This window comes from Bradyrhizobium sp. CCGB12, from assembly GCF_024199845.1.
In the GTDB taxonomy this organism is placed as follows: Bacteria; Pseudomonadota; Alphaproteobacteria; order Rhizobiales; family Xanthobacteraceae; genus Bradyrhizobium.
Genome location: NZ_JANADO010000002.1, coordinates 385,355 through 400,901 on the forward strand (window position 1 = coordinate 385,355; position 15,547 = coordinate 400,901).

The 15,547-nt window shown below is 60.0% G+C and carries 13 protein-coding genes and 3 pseudogenes; 6 read left to right on the top strand and 10 right to left on the bottom strand.

Going from position 1 to position 15,547, the window contains the following annotated elements:
• Positions 1 to 8: 8 nt before the first annotated feature.
• The 7 genes and pseudogenes from NLM27_RS43230 to NLM27_RS43260 form a co-directional block, all read right to left on the bottom strand.
• Positions 9 to 692, bottom strand: coding sequence for a hypothetical protein (locus tag NLM27_RS43230; protein ID WP_254149382.1), 684 nt, complete (start codon positions 690 to 692; stop codon positions 9 to 11).
• Positions 693 to 988: 296 nt separating this feature from the next.
• Positions 989 to 2,110, bottom strand: a complete 1,122-nt coding sequence (locus NLM27_RS43235; protein WP_254149383.1) for a DNA topoisomerase IB — start codon at positions 2,108 to 2,110, stop codon at positions 989 to 991.
• A gap of 94 nt (positions 2,111 to 2,204) precedes the next feature.
• Complete coding sequence (locus NLM27_RS43240; protein WP_254149384.1) at positions 2,205 to 2,372, bottom strand: hypothetical protein; 168 nt, start codon at positions 2,370 to 2,372, stop codon at positions 2,205 to 2,207.
• A 77-nt stretch (positions 2,373 to 2,449) separates the two neighbouring features.
• Positions 2,450 to 2,608 (bottom strand): annotated as a pseudogene (locus NLM27_RS43245) (non-heme manganese-containing catalase); the annotation flags it as partial.
• 192 nt (positions 2,609 to 2,800) lie between these two features.
• Positions 2,801 to 3,280, bottom strand: a complete 480-nt coding sequence (locus NLM27_RS43250) for an NUDIX hydrolase (RefSeq protein WP_254149385.1) — start codon at positions 3,278 to 3,280, stop codon at positions 2,801 to 2,803.
• 88 nt (positions 3,281 to 3,368) lie between these two features.
• Positions 3,369 to 4,028, bottom strand: a pseudogene (locus NLM27_RS43255) (succinate dehydrogenase iron-sulfur subunit); the annotation flags it as partial.
• 171 nt (positions 4,029 to 4,199) lie between these two features.
• Positions 4,200 to 4,706 carry a DUF2243 domain-containing protein gene (locus NLM27_RS43260; protein ID WP_254149386.1) on the bottom strand — a complete coding sequence of 169 codons (507 nt, stop codon included), beginning with the start codon at positions 4,704 to 4,706 and terminating at the stop codon, positions 4,200 to 4,202.
• A 355-nt stretch (positions 4,707 to 5,061) separates the two neighbouring features.
• On the opposite strand from NLM27_RS43260, the gene NLM27_RS43265 reads away from it, so the two are divergent.
• Positions 5,062 to 5,433: a DUF4142 domain-containing protein gene (locus NLM27_RS43265; RefSeq protein ID WP_254149387.1), complete on the top strand. Its 372-nt coding sequence runs from the start codon at positions 5,062 to 5,064 to the stop codon at positions 5,431 to 5,433.
• 28 nt (positions 5,434 to 5,461) lie between these two features.
• Positions 5,462 to 5,677, top strand: a complete 216-nt coding sequence (locus tag NLM27_RS43270; protein ID WP_254149388.1) for a hypothetical protein — start codon at positions 5,462 to 5,464, stop codon at positions 5,675 to 5,677.
• 1,431 nt (positions 5,678 to 7,108) lie between these two features.
• Here the strand turns inward: NLM27_RS43270 and NLM27_RS43275 are convergent.
• The 3 genes and pseudogenes from NLM27_RS43275 to NLM27_RS43285 form a co-directional block, all read right to left on the bottom strand.
• On the bottom strand, positions 7,109 to 8,245 hold the full coding sequence (locus tag NLM27_RS43275; protein WP_254149389.1) for a YihY/virulence factor BrkB family protein: 1,137 nt from the start codon (positions 8,243 to 8,245) through the stop codon (positions 7,109 to 7,111).
• A 719-nt stretch (positions 8,246 to 8,964) separates the two neighbouring features.
• Positions 8,965 to 9,736: pseudogene (locus NLM27_RS43280) on the bottom strand (succinate dehydrogenase iron-sulfur subunit).
• 1,417 nt (positions 9,737 to 11,153) lie between these two features.
• Entirely contained in the window at positions 11,154 to 12,323 is a 1,170-nt protein-coding gene (locus tag NLM27_RS43285; protein ID WP_254149390.1) for a sensor histidine kinase, read from the bottom strand.
• 175 nt (positions 12,324 to 12,498) lie between these two features.
• On the opposite strand from NLM27_RS43285, the gene NLM27_RS43290 reads away from it, so the two are divergent.
• The 4 genes from NLM27_RS43290 to NLM27_RS43305 all read left to right on the top strand — a co-directional run bounded on the left by NLM27_RS43290 (position 12,499) and on the right by NLM27_RS43305 (position 15,236).
• Complete coding sequence (locus tag NLM27_RS43290; RefSeq protein WP_254149391.1) at positions 12,499 to 13,083, top strand: GAF domain-containing protein; 585 nt, start codon at positions 12,499 to 12,501, stop codon at positions 13,081 to 13,083.
• Entirely contained in the window at positions 12,980 to 14,050 is a 1,071-nt protein-coding gene (locus NLM27_RS43295; RefSeq protein WP_254149392.1) for a sensor histidine kinase, read from the top strand. The genes NLM27_RS43290 and NLM27_RS43295 overlap by 104 nt, the downstream gene beginning before the upstream one ends.
• Complete coding sequence (locus NLM27_RS43300) at positions 14,047 to 14,418, top strand: response regulator (protein ID WP_254149393.1); 372 nt, start codon at positions 14,047 to 14,049, stop codon at positions 14,416 to 14,418. Before NLM27_RS43295 ends, NLM27_RS43300 begins: the two co-directional genes overlap by 4 nt.
• 341 nt (positions 14,419 to 14,759) lie before the next feature.
• Positions 14,760 to 15,236, top strand: coding sequence for an FAD-dependent oxidoreductase (locus tag NLM27_RS43305; RefSeq protein WP_254149394.1), 477 nt, complete (start codon positions 14,760 to 14,762; stop codon positions 15,234 to 15,236).
• Positions 15,237 to 15,547 lie beyond the last annotated feature (311 nt).

Sequence of the window (15,547 nt, forward strand, 5' to 3'; positions counted from 1 at the left end):
GACGCCACTCAACGTGCCTCCGACTTCGTGCTTTCTGACCTGAGACCAGAAAAGCGACTTCGAAAATTCGCTTCATCTCTCGGCCGTCCGTCGAGCATTCTCTCTAGTTTCTGCGCTGCGCGGAAATCATCCAGATGCTGCGTGTTCGGACCGTAGGCGGACTCCTTTGTCAGGAGGTGATAAATCCGTCCAGCCAGCACTTTCAGACGCTTCATTTTGCCTCGCGGCATCGCGCGTGCCTGGCAAAAGGCTCGGACCGCGTGAGCTCGGAAGTAGTCAAATGCATCTGACATGCCGGGTTCAACGCCTTGTCGGATGATTTGTTCTCGAATGTCATCCGGGTGGACTCTGGACAACCGGCTTGCGGAACGCTTGCGGCGCCAGGCTGTTAGTCGATCTTCATTCGGTACGGCCAACATGTTTTTCTTCTTCTCGAATCGCTTGGGCTGTTTGGGCTCGCTCCTGATTTCCGTCTTGATCACCTTCGTGCTGCTCGCCATCTTCGGATTGCTGCAGTTCTGAAGGAACTCGACGGGGCTATCGACGACAACGAGGGTCAGCCAATTGAGCTTGCAAGCGGCGGAAGCGGCTGCAGAGGACGACGGATCCGTTAGGAACTGCGATCGGAGCCCGACGTTTTTCTGCATCCTTAGACGCCCAACAAGGAGGAGCTTGTTGGAGAGCACGATCATCGGAGAATTCGAGTCCCGGCGCGGCGCTGAGCTCGCGGTCGAGCATGTCGTTCAGGCATGCGGTATTCCGAGAAGCGACGTGTTTGTCTAACCCGTAGGTGGTGTGAATTCGGCAGGATCCCGTGCCGCTGTGCCGACGCCAAGGATGTGCCCAAGCCCGAACGTCATCAGAAACTCGAAGGAGCGCTCGAAGTTTCGATCGATTTCCACGGCGACAATCCTGAACGAATTGCCGCGGCCTTGAAAGACGCGGGCGCCAAGACCGTTCGGACGAAGTAGGGAAGTAGGCGGGATGTTTACCCGACCTTGTGATCCTCGGTGGAGGCCTTCAGCGCGTCCATCCGCTTGCGGAGAAAAGCCAGCACTATGATCTCATTGGCATTGAGCTTGCGATACTGGCGCTTGAACTTCTGAGCGATCTTCGCGTCAGCCATTTTGGCGATTTCGCCCGACATATACGCGTCCAGTATGAGCGGATGCACGTAGCACTTGCGGCATATTGCTGGAGTGTTGCCGAGCTGCTTAGCGACCTTCTCTATCGCGGCAATGACGTTGCGTTTGGCCTCCGCCTGGCTGTCATGCTTCTTGAACTCCGATAGCGCAAGCGCTGCCAAGACCGTTCCCGCCCACGTCCTGAAATCCTTGGCGCTAAAATCCTGCTGCGTGATCACCTTGATGTACTCGTTCACATCGCCTGAATCGACGGTGCGCGACTCACCGTCGTCGTCCAGATACTTGAAGAGCTCATGCCCTGGAATTTCCGCGCAGCGCTTAACAATAGCAGCGATGCGCGCGTCCTTGACCTGCAGCTTCCATTGCTTACCTGACTTGCCGGTGAAGTCGAACCGGAGAACGCCACGCCCGATCGCTACGTGCTTGCGCCTCATCGTGGTGAGACCATAGGACTTGTTCTTCTCGGCGTATTCCGAGTTGCCGACCCTTATGAGCGTCTTCTCCAGAAGACTCACGATTGTGGCCAATACCTTCTCGCGGGGAAGGGCATCGAGTTGCATGTCGGACGCCACACGAGCGCGCAAGCCGGGCAGCGCCGCCGCGAATTGCATGATATGTTCGTACTTGTTCTGGTCCCGCAGTTCGCGCCACTTCGGGTGATAGCGGTACTGCTTGCGCCGTCGGGCATCCAGCCCGGTCGCCTGGATGTGCCCATTAGGCGCGGGACAGATCCAAACGGATTCGTAGGCCGGCGGGATGCCGATTGACTTGATACGCCGGATGATCGCGACATCGGTGATGCGCCTGCCTTCCTTGTCGTAATAACTGAACGCAGTGCCCGTCCGCTTGCGTCGGTACCCGGGTGTCGCGTCGCTTACGTAACGAAGCCCTTCCTCCTCGATTGCAGATGCGACTTCCGCCGAGCGATCCAGAACCTCTTCAACCTTGCTCGTCTCCCGGAGCATTCGTTACCTCGCGGCAATTGCTGACAATCAGCGACTTACAAAAGGCCCATAGCCTGCATTCGTTCCTTCCCCGCGGTGAGCATGACCACGGTAATCAAGAAAAATGCCCAGTTTGCCAGCCGCAATAGCTGGAGCAGCAGCCCGGCGGCCGCATACGCTGCGGCTCGGCATACGTATCGCCGATCGCCGGGATGTCGCGGTCGCTTGTGAGGAGAGACGCCGGCCGGCGGATGCTGATGAGGTAGAGGTCGGCATCCTTCATGGAACCGCTGCTCGACGGCGGACGCTGGCCGCAGGCCCCGGAGAAGATCGTCAGCCGGCCTAAGTTACCCGTGCGCCTTACCCAATCGCGGCGGGCATCTTCGCGACGGACATCAGCGACGGCGCGACTTGGTTGAGCAACTGGTCGGCGTTCTCTTGCTCCGCCAGCGACTTCGACAACCGGCTGACGACGGCGCTATGGCGGAGCTGCGGGGCGAGATTGCGCGCCGTCGTATAGCGCCGCTCTACGAGCTTGGATCGATACGCTGGCTGATGTCCTTCAGAAACCGCCTGAGACCATCATCGGCGGTCATGCCATCCGTCGGGCTATGGTCGTGATGCCCCAGTTCGCCAATTGCGCAGCGTCGCGGCCAGGACTTCATGAGGCGGCCGCTCCTCGGACACAAGTCCTCTCGGTCGTTGGTCGATTTAACTTGAATGATCGCGCGGAACGCAGGTTCCTAAAAGCCGCTTGCCGCCCAGCAGCGAGGACGCACTCTTTTCCGCTTGCGCCGCGAAGCGGGCAATCATGCGCCGGAGCCCCGCCTTGTGCACCAGACGCGTAGCCGCTTCGGCCGAGACCCAGATCGCTTCCCGCTGCCCTTTTTCGGGCCACCAGCGTTCCTGGCCATGGACCTTCATGGGGAAGACGGCAACGTCCATGGTCCGCTTGCGGTCACCCTTCCACTTTCGATGCTTGAAGCTGCCCATCGCGCGGGTCGCAGTGACGCCGATCAGGCCCGCCTCCTCGTAAGCCTCCACCGCAGCCGTGAGGTGCGGCTCCTTGTTGCGCATCGGGGATCCCTTCGGGACACTCCATCTGCGCTTGCGCCTTGTCGTAATCAGCATCACGCGCAGCTTGGAATTGTGCAGACGAAACGGCAGAGCGGCGAACTGCTTCTTTCCCATCAAACTGCTCCATTCTGGGGATTGACAAGCGGGCGTCTCGGGACATGGTTCCTGTTTGCGCAGGTATGTCTGCGCAGAGGTCAGAACTTCGCTCGACCATCTTGAGGCGCAGGGCGGCAATGGCCTCTCCGGGATTGAGCCCCTTCGGACAAGCCTTGGCACAATTGAGGATGGTGTGACAGCGATAGATCCTGAAGGGGTCCTCGAGCATGTCGAGGCGCTCGCCTGTCGCTTCGTCGCGACTGTCGTTGATCCAACGCGTAGCCTGAATCAGGGCCGCAGGCCCCAGGAAGCGCTCGGAATTCCACCAGTAGCTCGGGCACGACGTCGAGCAGCAGGCGCAGAGAATGCACTCGTACAGTCCATCGAGCTTTGCCCGATCCTCGTGACTTTGCCGCCATTCCTTCTGCGGCGTCGGCGACGTTGTCTGAAGCCAAGGCTCGATCAGAGCGAGTTCCGACTGATGCGGCAGGGGCAGCACGCGGAGCGGCTCATCTTCCGGAAGATCCTCATGCATGGATTTGGTGCAGGCCAGCGTGTTTTGGCCAGCGATGTTCATCGAGCACGACCCCGCACACACCCTCGCGACAGGATCGCCTGAAGGTCAATGTCGAATCGACGTTGTTCTTGATCCAGATCAGCCGTCCAGCACCATCGGCCCGCAATCCGCGGTGTCGACGAAGTAGGTGTCGAGCCGCGGATTGCGGTCATCGCCGGGATTCCAGCGATAGACCCGAAATTCGCGCAAGCTGAGCCTGAACTCCGCCATCGTCACCTCCACTGCTAGACGGGTGCAAAGCAGCGCAACTGCAAGAGTTCATCCACCGACAGACCGAACAGAACGACGCGAAACGCCGGTGCTGTTGCGAGCACAAGCAGCAATAAAAATATTGGGTAGACAAGCGCCGGCGGCGTACTTCTAACGAGCTTGTAGACTGCCTTGCGCATGCGCTCTCTCCGCTCCCGCACGCGCCATAACGGCGCCCATGACGGTCATCGCAGCTCCCCACAGCAGAAAACCAATATCCCAGAAAATGCGCTGGCCATGGGGCACCGTCTCGTTCACCTGATGCAGCCTAAGGATCTGGTGATCGACCACGCCCTCGACCAGGTTGAAGATGCCCCATCCAAGCAGGATCGTACCGAGACACTGCCAACGAGACCATTGTAGCTGGCTCCCGCGTGCACGCCGCCACAGCAAAAAGAGAGCAGCAAGCACCGCGACATAGGTCGCGGTGTGGAAGAGGCCGTCCCACGTCGTGTTGAGCCTGATGTTGTCGATGGAGTTGAGGGGGTACCAGCCGCTTAACATATGATGCCATTGCAGCAGCTGGTGAAAGACGATGCCGTCGAAGAATCCGCCGAGGCCAAGTCCGAGAAGGACGCCAGCGGACGTCGGGAAGCTGTTCGGTGTACTGTCTTGCATGTAGTGAACTCGTGCGCGGCTTGGCACTTCGAATGTCGAAACAAGCCATTCCGCACACGAGCGTTCCTATGATGACAGGCATCTCGCCAAGGTTGAGCTTCCATGGCAGCGCCAATTCACCTGGACTAAACATGCGTTAAACGATCGAGGCATTCGTAGATGCGAACGCGCGCTGGCCGCCGCCAATCATTCACCGATAGGAACGTTCGACACGGCGGTGCGTCTGTCGTCCACACACCGGAGATGCAATATGTTGAGAAGATCGTTTTTGCTCGCTTTGGGCGGGCTCGGTTTGTCGACCTACGCTGCGAGCGCCAGACCCCTTCCACAGCGGGACTTTCGGACCGCCGACCTCATGGGCGGCGCGTTCGCGATGCAGACGAGTCAGCTCGCCTTGACGCGCACCCGCAATCCCGACGTCATCAATTTCGCGAACGCTGAGATCGCCGAGCAGGTCCAGGTCGCAAGCGCCCTCGGGGCGGCACCCGGCTCCGCTCCGCTGCGGTCGGATCATGCCGCTTTGCTGCGGCAGCTCGAGGCGACGCCTTCAGGGTTCGACCGGATGTACGTGCAAGGGCAGATCCGGGGACACCGCGAGTTGCTCGCGCTCAACAATTCGTATTTGCGATCCGGCGGCAACCCGCAGGAGCAGCAGGTCGCACAGATGTCGCTTCCAGTCATCCAGCGGCACTTGGCCACCCTGAGCGGTCTCAGAGAAATTGCATGAGTGTTTCTAGGAATGCGAGAGAGCCTAAATGGCATACGCTCTGTTCAAGGACGGGGAGAAGCTGAGCCGGACGTTTTCGACGGAAGAGGAAACGTTGGAGAAGGCGGACAAGGCCGGGCTGGTTGAGCACTGCGACAACCAGCCCGTGCTCGAGGCCAAGTTGAAGATCAAGCCTTGCCCCGCCGATCCCGAACCCCACGATGACGCGGATCTCGACTGGACGCCGGACAAGCGGGCGTCCTGATCATCCGTCAGCATCCTTTGCAGATGCTCTTGATCTTCCGGTCGGCCTCTGAGTTCCCGGAGCTCTCGGAGCGGATCTGCTCGTCGCCCTGCATCGAGGGACCCGGCGTAACTGTCCCATCGATCCGACCGATGCTGGTGCCGCCCGCCGGATTGCCGGGCCGCCCAACTGTCGTGGATCCCTGGGGACCAGCGCCGCCGCCCGATTGAGCCGTTCCGGCGTTAGTTCCGGGAGCGGTCGCGGTCCCAGTTGAGGTGCCACCGCCGCCCGTGCCCGCGGCGGAGGAGCCTGCACCTTCCTCCCGCGCCACCGCCCGAACCTCCGCCGCCCCCGCCGCCCTGTCCTGATGAGGGTCCGACGGAAGCACTGGCCAGCACGGCGACCAGCAGAAAACCCATTTGCGCATCGAACTAGATCGAAATTCTCACGCTCGGGGACCATCTGTTCCGCCTTCACCGCTGGATCTGAACCAGGTCCCTTGTTGCTCCGCTGCTCTTCCGGGAATGGGGGGCATCTTTGACATGGCTTGCTCCTGGTTGGTCTCAGCAAGGAGCAATGAGATGCGGCTGTGACCGTTCCTGGCAGGATCGCCGCAGCCTGTATGAATGCGAACGCCACAGCCACTTTGACGCAATCCGCGAGAGACGCTCTCGGTGATCCGCGACAGCAGACCGATCTGCCACTCTCCGGCAAGGTCGTCAACCCTGGCGGGCAAAGCGCCCGCCGGCAGACCTGGAGAAGAGGCGGCGATCGAACACACATTGACGTGCAGTAAACGGCAGGTCTACTACGAGGCTACGAAAATATCGTAGGTTCTAGTCGTGGCCTTTAGCGCTCGCCGGATGGTGGTGATCGGCTCTGCCGCGTCTACGGGCGGGCTGGAGGCTTCATTCTCACGGTGTGTGGAGGGAGAGAACCTGCATCCGCCAGCCGGGTTACATTAGAGCTCGCCGCGCCCAATGCACAGAGTTCGAGATCAGATTGCAATCCCTTCCGAATGTTCTCGACTTGAGCAGTCTAAAACTCCTCTTGAGAGAAACCTGGATCCCCTGCTTCGCTGGCCGATTCCTGCTGCCGAACGTGATGCAGTAGCGACCGCTAAGAGCCGGCGTGATCTCACTCACCACCAGCCATGTTTGCGTGTCTTGCCCGTCTCGACATCGACCTGTCTGCAACCCGCGTGCTGTTCCAGGGGGCCCGACTGTCCGAGAACGCCGGCTTCCTCGTCGTGGAGACTCCGTCGGTAGTCTCCTGCCTCCGCCCGTTTTAACGCTATCGGCTGCGGTGTACGCGCTCCGGCAATGTACTATGTATGCTGCTCCGGTTGTTCTGCGCCGTCCTATCTGGCGCGCGGAAATCAGGATAAGTTCCTGCTTTTGAAGCAGCGTGGTCGTTTGACCGGCTGAATGCAACGACGCTTGCTTGGCTTTCTCAGGTCATCTTATGGCCCACGGTGTCTGCCACCCTGGCTCCCCGAGCTCCCATCGACCTCGGCGCGCCGGTCGTGGTGTCCCTCGCCGTCTGGTGCTCCATCTCAGCATCGAGCTCAGCGCCCAATAGAACTACGATGGCGGAAATCCAGAGCCATGTCATGAACCCGATCACGGCACCCAACGATCCGTATGTCTCGTTGAACTTGCCGAAACTGGCAGCATACCAGGAGAACAACCCCGAAGCAGCCAGCCAGAGCAGTGTCGCCGCCACGCTCCCCCAGCTGATCCAGCGCCAGCGCGGCGCCTCACGGCTGGGGCCGAATCGGTAGATGCACGCGAGAGCCAGGGCGAGCGCCACGAACATGGCGGGCCACCGCGCTATCCGAACGAGGAGATCGCCCAAGTCCGAAAGAGAGAGATACTTCAGGACGACAGGAAGGACCACGACAGCGCCAAGAGCCATCAAAAGGAAGCCGATGGCAGCGACGGTGAAAGCTAGAGATACCGCATTCAGCTTAATGAAACCCCGCTGCTCGTCTTCTCCGTAGACGATGTTCAGGGTATCGAACAAGGCTTTCATGGCGGCGTTCGCGCTCCACAGCGAAACTGCTAGTCCTATGAGGAACGTCACGCCCAAGGCCTGGCTGCCCTTGGATGTCACGCGTGTGAGCTGTTCACCTGCGACGTCGATTGCGCCGCCGGGCAGGAATCCGGAGATCTGATCGAAGTGTTTGGCGATGCTGCCGGGATCCGCGAAAACGCCGTAGATGGCAACGAGCGCTGCGAGGGCAGGGAAGATAGCGAGAATGCTATAGTACGTCATCCCCGCTGCCAGCGCCAAAATTCGGTGCTTTCCGATATTAGCATGCACGCGCAGCAGAATATCCTTCCAGCCTTTCGCCGGGATTTCAGACGGCTTGGTGGCCTGGCGACCGCGGTCTGCCTCGCCGCCCTCGCTCGCCGGAGAGGCGGCAGAAGTACCGCTCGCGCCCTGCCGCCGCCCCCGCGAGAAGTCATCGTTCTCGGAAGGGGAAATACGATCCCATAAGAACGCGACTGTCATCAATCCGATCGCCGCGGCAACACTCCACCCGCCCGAGGTTCGCTGATCGATCATTTGTCGGCCGTCCTTCATGGCCTTCTCCCGGCGTAATCACCATCACGGACCGAAGTTCCTCGCCCTCGTTGTCCGATCTCACTCGACAGCGCGCGCTTACGGCGAGCTGGATCGTCGTCACTTGCTGCCCCCCTACACCGGCTCGCCAGAAGTTTTCGCGGATCCGATAACTCCGAAGCCGCAGTCGTGAGGGAAGTTCCTAACCGCTGAGCACCTCAGGGAGGAATCGATCTGCCGGCCCGCCGCATCGGGCGAAGCTATGCCTTCCGGCGCCTCAGCCGCGCAAAGCGCTTAACGGAAGCGCGAACTCGACGCAGAGCCTCTTGGACCCCGTTCGCGGCGATTTCGCCGGCCATCCTCAGGATCGTTGTCTCAACCAGCTGCTTGCCCGGTGGACGGGGCTACCAAACGGAGCACTCATTCTTCTCGGTCCACACGATCAGGACGCCATCCTCTGCCACCGACCAGGCCACAGTCGACGAGCCCGCTCACGATGCAAGGCCCCCTATTTGGGTGCGTTGGTCCCGCGTTCATGGAAGGCCAGCGCCGGATGGTAGCCTGCTCTCCGATCGCTGAGGAGGCCCCAGAAACACGGCCGGCGTCCATCCGCGCGCAGCGATCGAACGGGCATGCTCCTTTTTGAAGTCCCGCGCGTCGATGAGACCTGAACGGCACCGCAATCGATCCTTACCGGTTCTCCTCGGAATGGAATTGCCGTTGCAGCTACGTGCATGCAGCTAGAACTTTCGTTCGACCATCTTAAGCCGTAACCCAGAGGCTTCACCTGCGGTCAAGCCTTTTGGACAGGCCTCCGCGCAATTGAGGATCGTGTGACAGCGGTAGAGCCTGAAGGGTCCTCGCGCTTGTCGAGGCGCTCGCCCGTCGCTTCGTCGCGACTGTCATTGACCATCGGGCCGCATTGATCAAAGCGGCCGGCCGGGAAGCGCTCTGAATTCCACTAATAGCTCGGGCACAACGTCGAGCAGCAGGCAGAGGATACACTTGTAGAGGCCATCAAGCTTGGCACGATCCTCATGGCTTTGGCGCCATTCCTTCTAGGGCGTCGGTGAAAGGGTTTGTAGCCACGGCTCGATTTGCGCAAGCTGCGCATAAAAATTCGTAATACAGGCACCAGATCCTCGACGACAGGTTGATGCGGCAAAGGCTGGACGCGCAGCGGCTCGCCGTCCGGAACGTCTTCGCTCATGGATTTGGTGCAGGCAAGCGTGTTCTGGCCGACGATGTTCATAGGAGCCGCATATGCCTTCGCGCTTGAACGTCAGGGTAGCATCGACGTTCGTCTTGATCCAGATCACTCCATCCAGAACCATCGGCCCGCAGTCGGTCGTATTGACGAAATAGCTATTGAGCCGGGGTCAACGGCCGTCGTTGGGATTCCAGCGATAGATCTGAAACTCCCGCAAGGATGTGCGGTCGGGCTTGGCCAGATTGTCCCTCAGATTGTCCCTCTTCGACGCGGGAGTTTCTTGGCAGCCTGAACTCGATCATGGTTAGCTCCTGCGAGATGTGGCGGCGGGCGATGAAATTCGAGTCGCCTGCGCGAGCGCTCGCACTTCAAGCGAGAATGAAGGACCGAAGTTGCAGGAGATCTACAACGTGAGAGCGAAAGCACGATGCGAAAGGGGGCCTATGATCATGACGCGAACTCTGTGCCAACAACCTGTGTTTATCTCGCAGCGCAGCGATCATCATCAAGTTCTCGGACCGATTAGCTATCAACGATAGGCGCTGCTGGGCCTCGCCTCCCGCGGATCTGTCCCTGCACATTACATGCGGTCGAATGGTCCGAAAGGAGGCGCCGACCCGGGCGCTTGCTCCCAGCGCGCTCGCAACCTGCGCCTGCTCGGCGATTTCCGCGTTCACGAAATTGATCAGGTCGCGGTTGGAAGTGCGCGTCAGCGCGAGCTGACTTGTCTGTGTTGCGAACGTGCCCAGCAGTTCGAATATCTCGCGGACGATTGGCTTTGGTGCAGTACAGGTCGACAGTCCGAGTCGGCCTAGTGCACGCGAGTTGCTTGCTCTCAACACTTCGTACTTGCCGCTCCGGCAGCAACCCACAGGAACAGCAAGTCGCACACCTATCATCCAGCGTCACCTCGCGATCCTGAGCAATCTCAGGGAAGTCAGCCTCTTCGAGAGAGGGCAGCAGATTTCGTTGCGCTGGATTTTCATATATGTTCCTAGGAACGCACGATTTGCGCCCTGGTTGGCGAAACGTTCGCACAATGGCTTCAGTTCCTGGTCAAATATCTATCCCGCAGAACCGAGAAGGAGGGCACTCGCAAGGTGATGATTACAGGAGCCGCCTTGGCAACGTCCTGTTTGTAGGTTTCATCATCTGGTTTGCTGTTCCCCAGATGTTGCTGCAACAGACTACCTTGGACGCCCCTCGACGGGTGCGGACAAGAGCGCCAGCGACGACCGTAGGCACCGGAATTCCGACGCAACGGGAGGCAATCAGCAAAGCCGCCAAGGAGAATCCCGCTGGTAACGAAGATGCGAGCGGCGCTCGTGCGCGTGATGTGAAAGAGACCACGCAGGCGACGACCGTAGCCCGTGAACCTCGATGACAAGCAACGCGAGCAGCTCCGCTCGATCATCTCCTCAGTGCACGGCCCGAGCATGGACCGCCCCAATCGACAAGCTTTGTTTCTCCGTGGTCTCAGACCCAAAGGCTATTTAAGTATAGCCGCGAGTGGCCCCAGCCCCGGTCCTTGCCCCCGCCTGGGGCCGTTCTTTGCGGGTCCAGCATAGTCAGCATATTGCGACGATCTCGATGGGTAAGTTCTCCCTAGGATTCATACTCGTTGGACTTGCCATACTCATCGTCGCAGCGGTCTACATGATCATGCTTTGACATCTGCGGGCACCGGGAGTTGCAGCACGATAATTCAGCACGTCGCGATCAAGACATCAGAGGGAACGTAAGGGTGGTGGTGGTGCCGCTCTCGTCGCTCTGCTGGTCGATTGCGCCACCGATCTGCCTGGCAAGTGAGGTCATCAATTTGAGCCCGGATCCAACCTGGTTGGCACTCTGGATTCCGCGTCCGTCATCCGACACCGTCAAACGTGCCTCGCCGTAGCCGATACCCCCAACCAATCGCACCCTGATCGTGCCGCCCCCCGCGCCAAAGGCATGCTTGATGCTGTTCATCGCAGCCTCATTCAAGATGAGACCGACAGGCAGCGCCCGATCGATGCTTGATTCGAGCTCGTCACATTCGACATCGACGTCAACCTGATCAACCTGCTGCCGGATTGCGCTGCAAAGAGCCCGGATGTAATGGCCGAGCCGGACAATCTGGCCTTCCTCGCGAGCGGCGAGTTGATCATGGGCAAGGGAAATCGCGGTGATGCGGCTCGCGACGTGATCGAGGGCTCGGTGAGCTTCAACATCATGATAGCGGCGCTTCTGGATGGATATCGAGGACAGGACGAGCTGGAAGTTGTTCTTCACGCGATGCTGCATCTCACGAAGTAAAACCTCGCGCTTTTGGGCTACGGCCAAGGCCGCCATCAGACTTGCCTCTTGATCGGGTCGGGCAGCATGGCGCAGCACAATACCTATCATTGCGGCAGCGGCGGTCAGAAACTCCGTTGTGTCTTCGCTGAAGTCGCGCGGGGTTGTACTGTCAACTTCCAACACCCCCCATGCCGCCCCATCAATCAGCACCGGCACGTTGCTCACGGACACGATCCCATGCTCCTTGAGGAACTCGGAGCGGACGAAGCCTTTTTCTTCACCGAATTCCTTGACGCTGACCGGCTCTCCCGTTTGGTAAGCCCGTCCCCCCGGCGAACGCAGGTCAGGCGAGAACGTGGCCGTGCCGACCGCTCCGTCCTTCCACCCGACACCGGCGACGAGGAGAAGGTCGGACATCTCCGGACGGTAGCGGAGGATCTTGACGTGGTGGATCTCGACCGCGCGGGAAATCTGAACAACGACCTGGCTCATGAATCGGTCAAAATCTGTGATCTCAGCCGAAAGACGGCCGATATCGACCAGAATGCGAACATGGCGCCGGACCTTGTCCAGCACGTGCGCCTCGCCTTGTTGGTCTGGATTGTCATTCATGACCCTTCAACGCGTCTCACGACAAACGGTGCCGAAGATGGCGACGGGCAGTCCGCAGAGTGGGGGCAACGCGAGCTCAATCCGTTGGAACAGGCGTCTTGACCGGCCGTTCCCAGTGTACTTGGCCATGGGTGTGCCACGCCATCGGCATGCCTCGGGAGAAAGAGGAGCGGCCTTGACCACTCGAGAACAGCTAGTTGATCGGCAGCGCGCGCTCGCAAAATTCGGTGAGTTCGTCCTCCGTTGCGACGATCTGCCAAGGTTACTGACAGAGGCCTGTCGGCTGATCGCAGCGGCGCTGAATACCGATCTTGCCAAGATCCTGGAGATTGAGAGCGAGCGGGGAACCGCACTTGTTCTTGCGGGCGTCGGCTGGGCATCAGACATCGTCGGCAAAGCGCGCATACAACTCGATGAACGGTCTTCGGAGACCTATGCGCTCAACAAAGGCGAGCCGGTTGTCACGCAGGACATCGCCCATGAGACCCGCTTCGACCTCCCGGCTTTCATGAAATCTCATGGCATCGTCGCTCTTGTGAACGTGCCCATTTCCCTGCCGGGGGGCAAAGCCTTCGGCCTGCTACAAGTCGATGCTCGCGAAGCCCGCAGTTTCGACGACGATGACATCCAATTCCTGCGCACGTACGCCATGATCCTTGGACCGGTCATCGACCGTCTTCGGAAGGTCCGCGATCGAAACAAATGTCGAACGCTTTCGGCTGGTCGTCGAGAACACCCGCGACTATGCGGCCCTGCTTAGCGACCCCGATGATATCATCACCGACTGGTTTCTCGGCGCGCAGGCGATCTTTGGCTGGAAGGCCTACGAGATCATCGGGCAGCCTGGCGCCGTGCTCTTTATCGACGAGGACCAGCACATCGGCGTGCCGGAGCTAGAAATCGATGTGGCGCGGAAGCACGGGACCGCGACCAACGTGAGGTGGCACAAGCGCAAGGACGGAAGCCGTGTGTTCATCGAGGGGCAGACCGTGGCGCTGCGCAGGGGGGACGGAACAGTGCGCGGCTTCATGAAGATCGGGCAGGACACGACAGAGCGCCGCCGCGCCGAGGAGCAACAGGGCATCCTGCTCGCCGAGCTCCAGCACCGTGTACGCAACGTCTTGGCCATGGTGCGCTCGATCATCTTCAAGGGAAATGCCGCTTCGGTGAAGGAGTTCCGTCGCGACCTGGTGGGCCGGATCACAGCGATGGCACGGACGCAGGCGCTGTTGACGCGGCGTGCTGGTGATGGGGTCGATCTTGAGGCTTTGATCAGCGACGAACTGCTTACTCACGTCACTGCTGTGGACCGGATCACGGTTTCAGGCCCCGCGGTGACGCTCCCCGCAAAGGCTGCAGAGGTGCTCACCTTGGCGATCCATGAACTGGCGACAAACGCTTTGAAGTATGGCGCCCTGGGCCAGGCAGAAGGACGATTGCATGTGTCCTGGTGGCGCACGCGGGAGAGTGACAAGGAATGGCTGCACCTGGTCTGGCAGGAGCAAGGCGTCTCCGCGCCTGCGGCAGGAGAGCCGCGCGCGGGTTTTGGCACCGAGTTGATCACCAAGCGCGTGCCCTATGAGCTTCGGGGCCGCGGAAGCGTGGACTTCCAAGCCGGAGGAATCCGCTGCACGATTGCCTTCCCGCTATCGGCCGGCGACAGCATCTTTCAGTCCGACAAGCCCGGTATCCTGTCCGACATCCGAGATCGGGAGGCGACCCTATGATCCCCTCGCGTCCACTTGAGGGCGTTTCCGTTCTTGTCCTTGAAGACAACTACTACATCGCCGAAGAATCCCAGCTGACGCTGGAAGACGCCGGCGCGCGCGTGCTCGGCCCTTGTCGGAACCTGGAAGAGACTCTTGAAACGCTCGAGGCAGATCATCCGCAATGTGCTCTGGTCGACGTCAATCTCGGCGAGGGCCCTACATTCGAGCCTGCGAGAGCACTTCGAGCGGCCGGCGTCTCGGTGCTCTTGGTCACAGGCTATGATTCAGCAATCGTCCCAGCCGATCTCAAGGATGTACCTTGCCTTCAGAAGCCGGTGGACTCCCGACGGCTGGTCAGCGCAGTTGCATCGGCGTCCGCGCGTTAGGGTTGCGCGGCTGATGCGTCGAAGGCAAGCAGCGTCCGCTGCTCTCTTTCAACCGAAAGCCGGCAGCTTCGTGATCAGCTTGTCCAGCGTGATCGGATAGTCGCGTACGCGGACGCCCGTCGCGTTCTGGATGCGTTCGCGACGGCCGCTGCCACACCGCAAATGCCGAGTTCGGCTAGGCCATTCGCGCTCGTCGGAACTGGCTGAGCTGCTACACGGGTCAGGTTTGCGGAGGGAGGAGCTTTTCCTTTCAAGCAGGACAGACACCATAGGAACGCCTTCCAATTCTCAGTGTTCGGAGAGCAATCAGGCCCTCTCGGTTCACGTCACTGCGCTCAGTCATGCAGCATCGTTCGCTTGTCGACGTAGCCATTGTCGAAGCCGGCGCGGCCGGTTTGGCAGCAGCTCGGGAACTGCGGCTACACGGGTTGTCAGTCCTTGTTCTTGAAGCGCGCAACCGGGCCGACGGGCGCGCGACAACCAAGCGCCTCGACCGCGGCATCGTCTTTCACGTCCGTTGCGAATGGCTTCATTCCGCAGACATCAATTCTAGTATGAAGATGGCACGGGACTACGGATTCGACGTGGTATCTTCCCCGCCGCACTGTACTGAACACAGCTATCGTCGCGATTTTCTCAATAGAAGATCAAAGACAGTTTCAAGCGAGCCTGAGAGAATTCGATCTGCGCATCGCGCAGGCGGCCGAGCGTTGTGCCGACGCATCCGCCAACGACTGCCTGGATCACGACAACAGGTGGAAGGCCCTGATCGACGCGGAGGCTTTGCATCATACGGCTGCTCTACTTTAGGGCGTTGATATTTACGGATTATTGCTGAGGTCGAGACAGACCAATTGACAAATGTCCGGTCAGGGTCAAACGGCGACCTCGCCCCTGATTGGGCTGGTCCGGTGTACCCCGCAGACCGGATGCCACGGTCGCTCGCAGCAAAGTCAGCATCGGGCCAATTCCGGACGTCTGCTGCCAATAGGCTCCTCGGCAAGGATCTATTAATCGTGAGCGCGAGCCTCACGTGCGATTTGATCGATTAGCGCTTAAGTTGTGATCGACATGATCGAAGGCTTGGGTGCAAATCGCATGCAATCGATGGTACGCCGGTGAAGCACCC